The organism is Salmonella sp. 32070601201500089SM (genome assembly GCF_017573605.1).
Taxonomy (GTDB): Bacteria; Pseudomonadota; Gammaproteobacteria; order Enterobacterales; family Enterobacteriaceae; genus Salmonella; species Salmonella enterica.
This window is the reverse complement of sequence record NZ_JAGETK010000012.1, coordinates 46,326-59,640: the sequence shown is the minus strand read 5'-3', so window position 1 is coordinate 59,640 and position 13,315 is coordinate 46,326. Positions and strand designations below refer to the sequence as shown.

The window sequence follows — 13,315 nt, the reverse complement described above, 5'->3', positions numbered from 1 at the left end:
GCCCGCACCTGAACAGTGCGGGCTTTTTTTTCGACCAGAGATCACGAGGTAACAACCATGCGAGTGTTGAAGTTCGGCGGTACATCAGTGGCAAATGCAGAACGTTTTCTGCGTGTTGCCGATATTCTGGAAAGCAATGCCAGGCAAGGGCAGGTAGCGACCGTACTTTCCGCCCCCGCGAAAATTACCAACCATCTGGTGGCGATGATTGAAAAAACTATCGGCGGTCAGGATGCTTTGCCGAATATCAGCGATGCCGAACGTATTTTTTCTGACCTGCTCGCAGGACTTGCCAGCGCGCAGCCGGGATTCCCGCTTGCACGGTTGAAAATGGTTGTCGAACAAGAATTCGCTCAGATCAAACATGTTTTGCATGGTATCAGCCTGCTGGGTCAGTGCCCGGATAGCATCAACGCCGCGCTGATTTGCCGTGGCGAAAAAATGTCGATCGCGATTATGGCGGGACTTCTGGAGGCGCGTGGGCATCGCGTCACGGTGATCGATCCGGTAGAAAAATTGCTGGCGGTGGGCCATTACCTTGAATCTACCGTCGATATCGCGGAATCGACTCGCCGTATCGCCGCCAGCCAGATCCCGGCCGATCACATGATCCTGATGGCGGGCTTTACCGCCGGTAATGAAAAGGGAGAACTGGTGGTGCTGGGCCGTAATGGTTCCGACTATTCCGCCGCCGTGCTGGCCGCCTGTTTACGCGCTGACTGCTGTGAAATCTGGACTGACGTCGATGGCGTGTATACCTGTGACCCGCGCCAGGTGCCGGACGCCAGACTGCTGAAATCGATGTCCTACCAGGAAGCGATGGAACTCTCTTACTTCGGCGCCAAAGTCCTTCACCCTCGCACCATAACGCCTATCGCCCAGTTCCAGATCCCCTGTCTGATTAAAAATACCGGTAATCCGCAGGCGCCAGGAACGCTGATCGGCGCGTCCAGCGACGATGATAATCTGCCGGTTAAAGGGATCTCTAACCTTAACAACATGGCGATGTTTAGCGTCTCCGGCCCGGGAATGAAAGGGATGATTGGGATGGCGGCGCGTGTTTTCGCCGCCATGTCTCGCGCCGGGATCTCGGTGGTGCTCATTACCCAGTCCTCCTCTGAGTACAGCATCAGCTTCTGTGTGCCGCAGAGTGACTGCGCGCGTGCCCGCCGTGCGATGCAGGATGAGTTCTATCTGGAGCTGAAAGAGGGGCTGCTGGAGCCGCTGGCGGTTACTGAGCGGTTGGCGATTATCTCTGTTGTCGGCGACGGTATGCGCACGCTACGCGGCATTTCAGCGAAATTCTTCGCCGCGCTGGCGCGGGCCAATATCAATATCGTGGCGATCGCTCAGGGATCTTCTGAGCGTTCCATTTCTGTGGTGGTGAATAACGACGATGCCACCACCGGCGTGCGGGTAACGCACCAGATGCTGTTCAATACCGATCAGGTGATTGAAGTGTTTGTCATTGGCGTCGGCGGCGTCGGCGGCGCGCTACTGGAACAGCTTAAACGTCAGCAAACCTGGCTGAAGAACAAGCACATCGATCTACGCGTGTGCGGCGTGGCGAACTCAAAGGCGTTGCTAACCAATGTGCATGGCCTGAATCTGGACAACTGGCAGGCGGAACTGGCGCAAGCGAACGCGCCGTTCAATCTGGGACGCTTAATTCGCCTGGTGAAAGAATATCATCTACTCAATCCGGTGATTGTTGATTGTACCTCCAGTCAGGCGGTGGCCGACCAATATGCCGACTTCCTGCGTGAAGGGTTCCATGTGGTGACGCCAAACAAGAAAGCGAACACCTCGTCGATGGACTACTACCATCAGCTACGTTTCGCCGCCGCGCAATCACGGCGCAAATTCTTGTATGACACCAACGTCGGCGCCGGTTTGCCGGTAATCGAAAACCTGCAAAACCTGCTGAATGCCGGTGATGAACTGCAAAAATTTTCCGGCATTCTTTCCGGGTCGCTCTCTTTTATTTTCGGTAAACTGGAAGAGGGGATGAGTCTCTCACAGGCGACCGCGCTGGCGCGCGAGATGGGCTATACCGAACCCGATCCGCGCGACGATCTTTCCGGTATGGATGTGGCGCGTAAACTGTTGATCCTCGCCCGCGAGACGGGCCGCGAGCTGGAGCTTTCCGATATTGTGATTGAACCGGTGTTGCCGGACGAGTTTGACGCCTCCGGCGATGTGACCGCCTTTATGGCGCATCTGCCGCAGCTTGACGACGCGTTTGCCGCCCGTGTGGCGAAAGCTCGTGATGAAGGTAAGGTATTGCGCTATGTGGGCAATATCGAAGAGGATGGCGTGTGCCGCGTGAAAATTGCCGAAGTTGATGGTAACGATCCGCTCTTCAAAGTGAAAAACGGTGAAAACGCGCTGGCGTTCTACAGCCACTATTATCAGCCCTTGCCGTTGGTGCTGCGCGGCTACGGCGCAGGCAATGATGTGACGGCGGCGGGCGTGTTTGCCGATCTGTTACGGACCCTCTCATGGAAGTTAGGAGTTTAACATGGTGAAAGTGTATGCCCCGGCTTCCAGCGCGAACATGAGCGTCGGTTTCGACGTGTTGGGCGCAGCCGTCACACCCGTTGACGGCACGTTGCTGGGCGATGTGGTATCCGTTGAAGCAGCGGACCATTTCCGTCTGCATAACCTGGGGCGATTTGCCGATAAACTGCCGCCGGAGCCGCGTGAAAATATTGTTTATCAGTGCTGGGAACGTTTTTGCCAGGCATTGGGGAAAACCATCCCGGTGGCGATGACGTTGGAAAAAAATATGCCGATTGGTTCCGGGTTAGGGTCCAGCGCCTGTTCCGTCGTCGCTGCGCTGGTCGCGATGAATGAGCACTGCGGCAAACCGTTAAACGACACGCGTCTGTTGGCGCTGATGGGCGAGCTGGAAGGCCGTATCTCCGGCAGCATCCATTACGATAACGTCGCGCCGTGCTTTCTTGGCGGTATGCAGTTGATGATTGAAGAAAACGGCATTATTAGTCAGCAGGTGCCGGGCTTTGATGAGTGGCTATGGGTACTGGCTTATCCGGGCATTAAAGTTTCTACCGCAGAAGCACGGGCCATTTTGCCTGCGCAGTATCGCCGTCAGGATTGCATTGCGCATGGACGGCATCTGGCCGGTTTTATTCACGCCTGTTACTCGCGGCAGCCGCAGCTTGCCGCCGCGCTGATGAAAGATGTTATTGCCGAACCATACCGCGCGCGTTTACTGCCGGGCTTTAGCCAGGCGCGGCAGGCGGTGTCGGAGATCGGCGCGCTGGCGAGCGGGATTTCAGGATCGGGGCCGACGCTGTTTGCGCTATGCGATAAACCGGAGACGGCGCAGCGCGTCGCGGACTGGCTGAGCAAACATTATCTGCAAAATCAGGAAGGCTTCGTTCATATTTGCCGGCTGGATACGGCGGGCGCACGAGTAGTGGGATAATCAATGAAACTCTATAATCTGAAAGACCATAATGAGCAGGTCAGCTTTGCGCAGGCCGTCACGCAAGGACTGGGCAAACAGCAGGGACTTTTTTTTCCGCACGAACTGCCGGAGTTTAGCCTGACGGAAATTGATGAGATGCTCAACCAGGACTTTGTCAGCCGTAGCGCAAAGATCCTCTCGGCATTTATTGGCGATGAAATACCGCAGCAAATTCTGGAAGAGCGCGTCCGCGCGGCGTTTGCGTTCCCGGCGCCGGTAGCGCAGGTAGAAAGCGATGTCGGCTGCCTGGAGCTGTTCCATGGTCCGACGCTGGCCTTTAAAGACTTCGGCGGGCGTTTTATGGCGCAAATGCTGACGCATATCAGCGGCGACAAACCGGTGACGATTCTGACCGCAACGTCAGGCGATACCGGCGCGGCGGTGGCTCACGCGTTCTATGGCCTGGAAAATGTGCGGGTCGTCATTCTCTACCCGCGCGGTAAAATCAGTCCGTTGCAGGAAAAACTGTTCTGTACTCTGGGCGGCAACATTGAAACCGTGGCGATCGACGGCGATTTCGACGCTTGCCAGGCGCTGGTGAAACAGGCATTTGATGACGAAGAGCTGAAAACGGCGCTGGGGCTGAATTCGGCTAATTCGATTAATATCAGCCGCCTGTTGGCGCAAATTTGCTACTACTTTGAAGCCGTGGCGCAACTGCCGCAGGGGGCGCGTAACCAACTGGTGATCTCCGTCCCCAGCGGCAACTTTGGCGATTTGACGGCAGGGCTGCTGGCGAAGTCGTTAGGCCTACCGGTGAAACGTTTTATCGCCGCCACCAACGTCAACGACACGGTGCCGCGTTTTCTGCATGACGGGAAGTGGGCGCCGAAAGCGACGCAGGCGACCCTGTCGAATGCGATGGATGTCAGCCAGCCGAATAACTGGCCGCGTGTGGAGGAGCTATTCCGCCGTAAAATCTGGCGTCTGACTGAGCTGGGCTATGCGGCGGTGGATGATTCTACGACACAACAGACGATGCGCGAGCTGAAAGCGAAAGGTTATATCTCGGAACCTCATGCGGCGGTAGCGTATCGGGCATTACGCGACCAGTTAAACCCTGGCGAGTATGGCTTGTTTCTCGGAACGGCGCATCCGGCGAAGTTTAAAGAAAGCGTGGAGTCCATTCTGGGAGAAACGCTGGCCTTGCCTGAAGCGCTCGCCGAACGCGCCGATCTGCCGCTGCTTTCACATCATCTGCCTGCGGATTTTGCCGCCCTGCGTAAGCTAATGATGACCCGCCAGTAACCATTGCGCCCGGTGGCGCTGTCGCTTACCGGGCCTATGGGGTGGCGCCGATTTGTAGGCCGGATAAGGCGTAACCGCCATCCGGCGATGTCGTTACTGCTCGTAGCGTTTAAAGACCAGCTCGTCTTGTGTGGAGGTTTCTTCATCAAAGAAATACCCTTCACGGTCAAACGCGGTAAGCTGTTCCGGCTTCGTTAAGCGGTTTTCAATAATAAAACGGCTCATCAGTCCGCGCGCTTTTTTGGCGTAGAAGCTTACCACCTTAAACTTGCCGTTTTTCTCATCAAGGAACACGGGCTTAATCAGTTCGGCATTCAGTTTCTTCGGCTTCACCGATTTAAAATATTCCTCGGAGGCCAGATTCACTACCACCCGATCGCCCTGCGCTTCAATCGCTTCGTTGAGCTTATCGGTAATGATATCGCCCCAGAATTGATAAAGATCTTTGCCGCGCGGATTCTCCAGGCGAATCCCCATCTCCAGACGATAAGGCTGCATTAAATCCAGCGGGCGCAATACGCCATACAAGCCAGAGAGCATACGCAGATGTTGTTGAGCAAAATCAAAATCCGCGTCGTTGAACGTTTCCGCCTGTAGGCCAGTATAAACATCGCCTTTGAACGCCAGAATCGCCTGGCGTGCATTATCCGGCGTAAAATGAGGCTGCCAGTCATGAAAACGCGTGGCGTTGAGATCCGCCAGTTTGTCGCTAATTCCCATCAGCCTGGAAATTTGCGGCGCCGAAAGCTGGCGGGCCTGTTGAATAAGCTGCTGGCTGTGATCCAATAGCTCCGGCTGGGTATAGCGGGTCGTGGCCAGCGGGCTTTGATAATCAAGCGTTTTTGCAGGCGAAATCAGAATCAGCATATCCAGTCCTTGCAGGGAATTTTCTGCGACTTTAGCAAAAAAACGCCGCAGAGTTGACCGATGGTTGCGATTGTCGGCTTAATCGCGCGATGCCGCATCCCAGGTATCTGGCGCCAGTTGTGGTTCGATATCCGGGAAGCGCCGCGGATCGAACTGCGGTCTTACGCCCAGTTTCCGTTGTCGCAGATAATCGCCGGCGAGGGTATACACCACCGGTGAGAGCAACAAAATCGCCGTCAGATTGGTAATAGCCATACAGGCCATGATCATGTCAGCAAGCTGCCATATCAGCGGAAAACTGATGAGCGTACCGGCGATGACCATGCCAAGCGTCGCAAGGCGTAATAGCCAAATGGCCTTTGCGTTATGTAACCGCAGAAAAAACAGATTGTTCTCGGCGTAAATATAGTTGGCGACGATAGAACTGAACGCGAACAGAATGACGATAAGCGCGACAAAACTGGCGCCCCATTCACCGGTCAACGAAACCATTGCATGTTGGAGAAGCTGAATGCCTTCTGTTGACGAGTGGGACGCGTGATTCCCCGCCAGCAGGATAATCATCGCGCTGGCTGTACAGATGATAATGGTGTCGCTGAATACGCCAATCATTTGCACAATCCCCTGCGCGACAGGATGAGGTGGATACGACGTTGCCGCTGCGGCTGCATTAGGCGTTGACCCCATTCCCGCTTCATTAGAGAATATCCCACGCTGAAAACCGCTGGTAATAGCCTGGGTGAGCGTATATCCGGCTGCGCCTGCCGCGGCTTCCTGCCAGCCAAATGCGCTTTTGACTATCGAGGCGATAACGCCAGGCATTTGCTCAATATGCCAGAGGCAAATGAATACGCTGCCGGCGACCCACAATAACGCGATGAGGGGAATCAGCCATTGCATCAGGCGGGCGACGCCTTTTATGCCGCGGATGATAATTAACAGGGCACAGAACGCCAGAGCAATGCCGGAGATAAGCGGCGGAATGTTGAAGGCGAAATGGAGCGCGCGTGAGACGGCATTCGCCTGCACGCTATTAAAAATCAACCCGTAGGCGACGAGCAGAAAGAGGGCGAAAACCACGCCCATCCAGCGCATTCCCAGCCCGCGCGCCATATACCACGCCGGGCCGCCGCGGAACTGGCCTGTTGGGTCACGTTCTTTATAAAGCTGGGCAAGCGAACACTCGGCGAAGGAGGTCGCCATGCCAATGATGGCCGAGACCCACATCCAGAATACCGCGCCGGGACCGCCTGCGGCGATAGCCAGCGCCACGCCGGCCAGATTACCGCTGCCAATCCGCGCCGCGAGGCTGGTACACAGTGCCTGAAATGACGTCAGGCCGCCTGGCTGCGGGCTAAGGCTGCCTTTCAGACTGCGGCTAAATTGGCGAATATAACGAAATTGAATGAATCCGGTACGCCAGGTAAACCAACATCCTGCGCCGAGCAGCAGGTAAATCATTACCGAGCCCCAGAGTATTTCGTTAATAAAACTGAAAAACTCAGGCATTAACGTCCCTCTTGTTGATGCCGTCACGCTTTGATGATCCTGTATAAGCGTGACCCATGATGTAGATGACCTTGTCAGACTAATATTAACGGCAGTTTACCATAAATACGGCGGTATCCTTTAATTGCGCATCAACCGTCGGCAGATACGCAAACAGTTCACAAGGGCAGCCAGGTGCATGTAGGCGGTTGCGCTGTGAGTGCGTCGTGTTATCATCAGGGTAGACCGGTTACATCCCCTAACAAGCTGTTTAAAGAGAAACTCTATCATGACGGACAAATTGACCTCCCTTCGTCAGTTCACCACCGTAGTGGCTGATACCGGAGATATCGCGGCAATGAAGCTGTACCAGCCGCAGGATGCTACAACTAACCCTTCTCTCATTCTTAACGCAGCGCAAATCCCGGAATATCGTAAGCTGATTGACGATGCTGTCGCCTGGGCGAAGCAGCAGAGCAGCGACCGCGCGCAGCAGGTTGTTGACGCGACCGATAAGCTGGCGGTGAATATTGGCCTGGAAATCCTGAAGCTGGTGCCGGGGCGTATTTCTACCGAAGTTGACGCGCGTCTGTCTTATGACACTGAAGCGTCTATCGCCAAAGCAAAACGTATCATTAAACTCTACAATGATGCGGGTATCAGCAACGATCGTATCCTGATCAAGCTGGCGTCCACCTGGCAGGGCATTCGCGCAGCCGAACAGCTGGAAAAAGAAGGCATCAACTGTAACCTGACGCTGCTGTTCTCCTTCGCGCAGGCGCGTGCGTGCGCCGAAGCGGGCGTCTACCTGATCTCGCCGTTCGTAGGTCGTATTCTTGACTGGTATAAAGCCAATACCGACAAGAAAGACTATGCGCCAGCTGAAGATCCGGGCGTGGTTTCCGTAACGGAAATCTACGAGTACTACAAACAGCATGGTTACGAAACCGTCGTTATGGGCGCAAGCTTCCGTAACGTAGGCGAAATTCTGGAGCTGGCGGGCTGCGACCGTCTGACTATCGCGCCGGCATTGCTGAAAGAACTGGCGGAAAGCGAAGGGGCGATTGAGCGTAAGCTCTCTTTCTCCGGCGAAGTCAAAGCGCGTCCGGAACGCATTACCGAAGCCGAGTTCCTGTGGCAGCATCACCAGGACCCTATGGCGGTTGACAAACTGGCGGATGGTATCCGTAAGTTTGCGGTAGACCAGGAAAAACTGGAAAAAATGATCGGCGATCTGCTGTAATCATTAACGCGTGGCCCTGATATGGGTCACGCTACCTCTTCTGAAACCTGTCTGTCCTTCCCTTCGCAGTGTATCATTCTGTTTAACGAGACTGTTTAAACGGAATAATCATGGATACCTTACGTATTGGCTTAGTTTCTATCTCCGACCGCGCTTCAAGCGGCGTTTACCAGGATAAAGGCATTCCTGCGCTTGAGGAGTGGCTCGCTTCTGCGCTGACCACGCCTTTCGAGGTCCAACGGCGCTTAATTCCTGATGAACAGGAAATTATCGAGCAAACGTTGTGTGAACTGGTTGATGAGATGAGCTGTCATCTGGTGCTGACCACTGGCGGTACCGGTCCGGCGCGTCGCGACGTCACGCCGGACGCGACCCTTGCCATCGCCGACCGTGAAATGCCAGGTTTTGGCGAACAGATGCGCCAGATCAGCCTGCGCTTTGTGCCGACCGCCATTCTTTCCCGCCAGGTGGGCGTTATCCGTAAACAGGCGTTAATTCTTAATCTGCCTGGACAGCCAAAATCGATCAAAGAAACGCTGGAAGGCGTAAAAGCGGACGATGGCAGCGTTAGCGTGCCGGGCATTTTTGCGAGCGTGCCGTATTGCATACAGCTGCTTGACGGGCCGTATGTCGAAACCGCGCCGGAAGTGGTTGCCGCTTTCCGTCCGAAGAGCGCCAGACGTGAGAATATGTCGTCCTGACCGGAAAATACTGATAGTAGGGTTATTCCTCCCGGTGCGGGAGGAATAAAAGAGATTTAGTGCGCCTCGCCGATTGGCAGAATAGTGCGGCCAAATTGCTCGTTTAGCACTTCACCCATCGCCAGATAAATAGCGCTGGCGCCGCAAACCAGACCAACCCAGCCTGCGATATGGATAGTTGCTTCGTTACCGGTGATATTGCCGACCGCCAGCAGAGCGAACAGTACGGTCAGGCTCAGGAAAACAAATTGCAGCGCGCGGGCGGCTTTCAGCGTACCGAAGAACATAAACAGCGTGAACACGCCCCACAGACCTAAATAAGCGCCGAGTAGCTGAGCGTCAGGCGCATCCGTCAGACCCATTTTCGGCATCAGCAGGATAGCGACCAGCGTCAGCCAGAACGAACCGTAAGAGGTAAAGGCCGTTAAACCAAAGGTATTGCCTTTTTTGTACTCCAGCAGACCGGCAAAAATTTGCGCGATACCGCCGTAGAAAATCCCCATCGCCAGAATAATACCGTCCAGGGCGAAAAAACCGGCATTGTGCAGGTTAAGCAGAATGGTGGTCATGCCGAAGCCCATCAGGCCCAGCGGTGCCGGATTAGCCAACTTAGTGTTGCCCATAATTCCTCAAAATCATCATAATTGAATGGTGAAATAGTTTCCCAGAATAACGAGTTCCGTATTCGGGGCGCGGCATAATAATCAGGGGGAAGAGGACTGTCTATGATCTAATAAGGGGGAAAAGAAAATATTTCCCCCAGTGAGGGCATTCACGCCTGAACGGCTGCCATCATTCGTCGCAGGCAGGCTATTTGCAAGACCGCCGGAATAGTCACGCGATACGCGCTGCCGCTCATCGCTTTGACGCCGTTTAACGCCGCGCCGACCGGGCCGCCAAGACCTGCGCCGCGCAGCAATCCGTGGCCCAGGATGCTCATTGCGGCATGGGTACGCAAAATGCGGGTAAGCTGGGTGGAAAGCAGGTGGGAGACCCCTTTTGCCAGACTGCGATCTTTCATGAGCAGCGGCAGCAGTTCTTCCAGTTCAGAAACTTTGGCGTCTACGGCTTGCAGAAATTCCTGCTTATGCGCCGCGTCCATCTTCTGCCAGGTATGACGTAAAAAATGCTCCAGCAGTTGCTGTTCTATTTCAAACGTCGACATGCTTTTATCTGCTTTGAGTTTTAGCCGTTTTGCGACATCCAGCAGAATCGCGCGGTACTGTTTTCCGTGTCCGCGCAATTTGTTGGCGATACTGTCGCCGCCGTAATGCTGAAACTCGCCGGCAATGAGCTGCCAGTTACGGCGGTGTTGCTCCGGGTGACCTTCCATCGCTTTGAACAGTTCGTTATGACTAAGGACGCTCGACAAGCGAGCCTTGCCCTTTTCGTTATGCGTCAGCAAACGGGCGAAATCGGCGAGTTGTTCTTCGCTACAATGCTGAAGAAAGTCTAAATCCTCGTCGTGTAAATAGGTGACGTTCATTTTCAGTCTGGCTTTTGGAATAGAAATAACAGCGATTAATCGTCGCCAATGACTTTAAGTCTCGCCATATCGGAAGAATTTACCGTATGGCCTGAGAAGGTAATCTTTGATACGCAGCGTTTGTTGTCGTTATCGCTATTAATATTGATCCAGCCTGTTGTCTGGCCCTCTTTGATTGAGGAAGGGACGTTCAGGCTTTGGCTGGCGCTACGCGCAGTTTTAAAATAGACGGATGCGCCGCTAAGTTCGATGTCGCCGTGATCCGCCGTGAGTTGAATGCGCTTCACGATGCGGCAGACGGGAATTTTCAGCGTGAGATCGTTCGTTTCATTTCTGGGCATGGCAATAACACCCAGTATTTTATGGTCGTTCGCGTGCGCGACACTACTTAACGCCAGGCCGAAAAGCAGGCTGGCGGAAATCGTTAACACAGATCGCATGAAATTTCTCTTTGACGGGTTCAATAAGCAATTACCGTCTATCATACTCTGCTCATGGCAACGATTCAGTTTTGTAATCTTTTCTTTTTATTACAATTTTTCTGTGAATGGTATTCGTTTTTTAATTTATTTCATGAATATTTATCTGTCTGGTTTTCCATCGCGCCCTCTCGTCACTAAAAAATTTTTTCATCTCCCCCTTGATGACGTGGGTTACGACCCCATCTTGTAGTCAACCGCAGTGGTGAGTCTGAAAAAAAACGATTCAGGGTAGTTGAAACCGCACGTTTCGCCCTTATTACAGATTCACAACCACATGATGACCGAATTTTTAGTGGAGACGTTTAGATGGGTAAAATTATTGGTATCGACCTGGGTACTACCAACTCTTGTGTAGCGATTATGGATGGAACGCAGGCACGCGTGCTGGAGAACGCCGAGGGCGATCGCACTACGCCTTCTATCATTGCTTATACCCAGGATGGTGAAACTCTGGTTGGTCAGCCGGCTAAACGTCAGGCAGTGACAAACCCGCAAAACACCCTGTTTGCGATTAAACGCCTGATTGGCCGCCGCTTCCAGGACGAAGAAGTTCAACGTGACGTTTCTATCATGCCGTACAAAATCATCGGCGCCGACAACGGCGACGCATGGCTTGATGTGAAAGGTCAGAAAATGGCGCCGCCGCAGATTTCTGCCGAAGTGCTGAAGAAAATGAAGAAAACGGCTGAAGATTATCTGGGCGAACCGGTAACTGAAGCGGTTATCACCGTACCGGCTTACTTTAACGATGCGCAGCGTCAGGCAACCAAAGATGCTGGTCGTATCGCGGGGCTGGAGGTTAAACGTATCATCAACGAACCGACTGCCGCAGCGCTGGCTTACGGTCTGGATAAAGAAGTCGGCAACCGTACTATCGCGGTTTACGACCTCGGTGGTGGTACTTTCGATATCTCTATTATCGAAATCGACGAAGTTGATGGCGAAAAAACCTTTGAAGTTCTGGCAACCAACGGTGATACCCACCTGGGTGGTGAAGACTTCGATACCCGCCTGATCAACTACCTCGTTGACGAGTTTAAGAAAGATCAGGGCATTGACCTGCGTAACGATCCGCTGGCCATGCAGCGCCTGAAAGAAGCCGCAGAAAAAGCCAAAATCGAGCTGTCTTCTGCGCAGCAGACCGACGTGAACCTGCCGTACATTACCGCAGATGCCACCGGTCCGAAACACATGAACATCAAAGTGACTCGTGCGAAACTGGAAAGCCTGGTTGAAGATCTGGTGAACCGTTCTATCGAGCCGCTGAAAGTCGCACTGCAGGACGCTGGCCTGTCCGTGTCTGATATCAACGACGTGATCCTCGTTGGCGGTCAGACCCGTATGCCAATGGTGCAGAAAAAAGTGGCTGAGTTCTTTGGTAAAGAGCCGCGTAAAGACGTTAACCCGGACGAAGCTGTGGCTATCGGCGCAGCGGTACAGGGCGGCGTGTTGACCGGTGATGTGAAAGACGTACTGCTGCTGGACGTTACCCCGCTGTCTCTGGGTATCGAAACGATGGGTGGCGTGATGACTCCGCTTATCACCAAAAACACCACCATCCCGACCAAGCACAGCCAGGTGTTCTCTACTGCGGAAGACAACCAGTCTGCGGTAACCATCCATGTGCTGCAGGGTGAGCGTAAGCGTGCGTCTGATAACAAATCTCTGGGTCAGTTCAACCTGGATGGCATCAACCCGGCGCCGCGCGGTATGCCGCAGATCGAAGTCACCTTCGATATCGATGCTGACGGTATCCTGCACGTCTCCGCGAAAGACAAAAATAGCGGTAAAGAGCAGAAGATCACCATCAAGGCATCTTCTGGTCTGAACGAGGAAGAAATTCAGAAAATGGTTCGCGATGCAGAAGCGAACGCTGAATCCGACCGTAAGTTCGAAGAGCTGGTTCAGACCCGTAACCAGGGCGACCATCTGCTGCACAGCACCCGTAAGCAGGTTGAAGAAGCAGGCGATAAACTGCCGGCTGATGACAAAACCGCTATCGAGTCTGCCCTGAACGCGCTGGAAACTGCCCTGAAAGGCGAAGATAAAGCCGCTATCGAAGCGAAAATGCAGGAACTGGCGCAGGTTTCTCAGAAACTGATGGAAATCGCTCAGCAGCAACATGCGCAGCAGCAGGCTGGCTCCGCTGACGCTTCTGCAAACAACGCGAAAGATGACGACGTTGTCGACGCTGAGTTTGAAGAAGTAAAAGATAAAAAATAATCGCCCTTTGAACGGGTAATTACTGGCACGGGCGAAGAGGTTTCCTCTCCGCCCGTGTATGCATGTTAAGGGCAGATAAAAAGA

Annotated in this window: 11 protein-coding genes and 1 other annotated feature (1 of these 12 running past the window's edge); of the genes, 6 read left to right on the top strand and 5 right to left on the bottom strand. The window is 53.8% G+C overall.

The features are described 5' to 3' along the window. Positions 1-32, top strand: a sequence feature (Thr leader region) (it extends 89 nt beyond the left edge of the window). Positions 33-57: 25 nt separating this feature from the next. From thrA to thrC, 3 genes are read left to right on the top strand one after another with little or no spacing between them, the layout of a single operon-like run. Next, positions 58-2,520: a bifunctional aspartate kinase/homoserine dehydrogenase I gene (thrA, locus tag J4728_RS17895; RefSeq protein ID WP_001264677.1), complete on the top strand. Its 2,463-nt coding sequence runs from the start codon at positions 58-60 to the stop codon at positions 2,518-2,520. Position 2,521: 1 nt separating this feature from the next. After that, positions 2,522-3,451 carry a homoserine kinase gene (thrB, locus tag J4728_RS17890; protein ID WP_000241685.1) on the top strand — a complete coding sequence of 310 codons (930 nt, stop codon included), beginning with the start codon at positions 2,522-2,524 and terminating at the stop codon, positions 3,449-3,451. 3 nt (positions 3,452-3,454) lie between these two features. After that, entirely contained in the window at positions 3,455-4,741 is a 1,287-nt protein-coding gene (gene thrC, locus J4728_RS17885) for a threonine synthase (RefSeq protein ID WP_001748841.1), read from the top strand. Positions 4,742-4,834: 93 nt separating this feature from the next. Here the strand turns inward: thrC and yaaA are convergent, their stop codons facing one another. Beyond that, positions 4,835-5,608 carry a peroxide stress protein YaaA gene (gene yaaA / locus J4728_RS17880; RefSeq protein WP_017466062.1) on the bottom strand — a complete coding sequence of 258 codons (774 nt, stop codon included), beginning with the start codon at positions 5,606-5,608 and terminating at the stop codon, positions 4,835-4,837. A 78-nt stretch (positions 5,609-5,686) separates the two neighbouring features. Then, the gene (locus tag J4728_RS17875; RefSeq protein WP_208212159.1) at positions 5,687-7,117 is read right to left on the bottom strand and encodes a sodium:alanine symporter family protein; all 1,431 of its coding nucleotides are present in this window, start codon (positions 7,115-7,117) and stop codon (positions 5,687-5,689) included. A gap of 268 nt (positions 7,118-7,385) precedes the next feature. Here J4728_RS17875 and tal point away from each other — a divergent pair, with 268 nt between their 5' ends. Together tal and mog are read left to right on the top strand one after the other, a co-directional pair. Further along, a complete protein-coding gene (tal, locus tag J4728_RS17870; RefSeq protein WP_000130175.1) occupies positions 7,386-8,339 on the top strand; it encodes a transaldolase in 954 nt (317 codons plus the stop codon). Between the two features lie 110 nt (positions 8,340-8,449). Beyond that, positions 8,450-9,040, top strand: a complete 591-nt coding sequence (gene mog / locus J4728_RS17865) for a molybdopterin adenylyltransferase (RefSeq protein ID WP_000380373.1) — start codon at positions 8,450-8,452, stop codon at positions 9,038-9,040. Between the two features lie 56 nt (positions 9,041-9,096). Here mog and satP read toward each other — a convergent pair whose 3' ends face one another. The 3 genes from satP to J4728_RS17850 all read right to left on the bottom strand — a co-directional run bounded on the left by satP (position 9,097) and on the right by J4728_RS17850 (position 10,966). Next, positions 9,097-9,663, bottom strand: coding sequence for an acetate uptake transporter (gene satP / locus J4728_RS17860; RefSeq protein ID WP_000528527.1), 567 nt, complete (start codon positions 9,661-9,663; stop codon positions 9,097-9,099). A 149-nt stretch (positions 9,664-9,812) separates the two neighbouring features. Continuing rightward, positions 9,813-10,526, bottom strand: a complete 714-nt coding sequence (gene msyB, locus J4728_RS17855) for an acidic protein MsyB (protein ID WP_001103477.1) — start codon at positions 10,524-10,526, stop codon at positions 9,813-9,815. Positions 10,527-10,561: 35 nt separating this feature from the next. Next, positions 10,562-10,966 carry a DUF2541 family protein gene (locus tag J4728_RS17850; protein ID WP_001258090.1) on the bottom strand — a complete coding sequence of 135 codons (405 nt, stop codon included), beginning with the start codon at positions 10,964-10,966 and terminating at the stop codon, positions 10,562-10,564. Positions 10,967-11,314: 348 nt separating this feature from the next. Between J4728_RS17850 and dnaK the strand changes: the two genes are divergently transcribed. Then, complete coding sequence (dnaK, locus tag J4728_RS17845) at positions 11,315-13,231, top strand: molecular chaperone DnaK (protein WP_000516125.1); 1,917 nt, start codon at positions 11,315-11,317, stop codon at positions 13,229-13,231. Positions 13,232-13,315: the final 84 nt, after the last annotated feature.

Bases quoted from the DNA above. Each gene is read 5' to 3' on its own strand.
- thrA (WP_001264677.1), top strand. From the start codon at position 58: ATGCGAGTGTTGAAGTTCGGCGGTACATCAGTGGCAAATGCAGAACGT.
- thrB (WP_000241685.1), top strand. From the start codon at position 2,522: ATGGTGAAAGTGTATGCCCCGGCTTCCAGCGCGAACATGAGCGTCGGT.
- thrC (WP_001748841.1), top strand. From the start codon at position 3,455: ATGAAACTCTATAATCTGAAAGACCATAATGAGCAGGTCAGCTTTGCG.
- yaaA (WP_017466062.1), bottom strand. From the start codon at position 5,608: ATGCTGATTCTGATTTCGCCTGCAAAAACGCTTGATTATCAAAGCCCG.
- J4728_RS17875 (WP_208212159.1), bottom strand. From the start codon at position 7,117: ATGCCTGAGTTTTTCAGTTTTATTAACGAAATACTCTGGGGCTCGGTA.
- tal (WP_000130175.1), top strand. From the start codon at position 7,386: ATGACGGACAAATTGACCTCCCTTCGTCAGTTCACCACCGTAGTGGCT.
- mog (WP_000380373.1), top strand. From the start codon at position 8,450: ATGGATACCTTACGTATTGGCTTAGTTTCTATCTCCGACCGCGCTTCA.
- satP (WP_000528527.1), bottom strand. From the start codon at position 9,663: ATGGGCAACACTAAGTTGGCTAATCCGGCACCGCTGGGCCTGATGGGC.
- msyB (WP_001103477.1), bottom strand. From the start codon at position 10,526: ATGAACGTCACCTATTTACACGACGAGGATTTAGACTTTCTTCAGCAT.
- J4728_RS17850 (WP_001258090.1), bottom strand. From the start codon at position 10,966: ATGCGATCTGTGTTAACGATTTCCGCCAGCCTGCTTTTCGGCCTGGCG.
- dnaK (WP_000516125.1), top strand. From the start codon at position 11,315: ATGGGTAAAATTATTGGTATCGACCTGGGTACTACCAACTCTTGTGTA.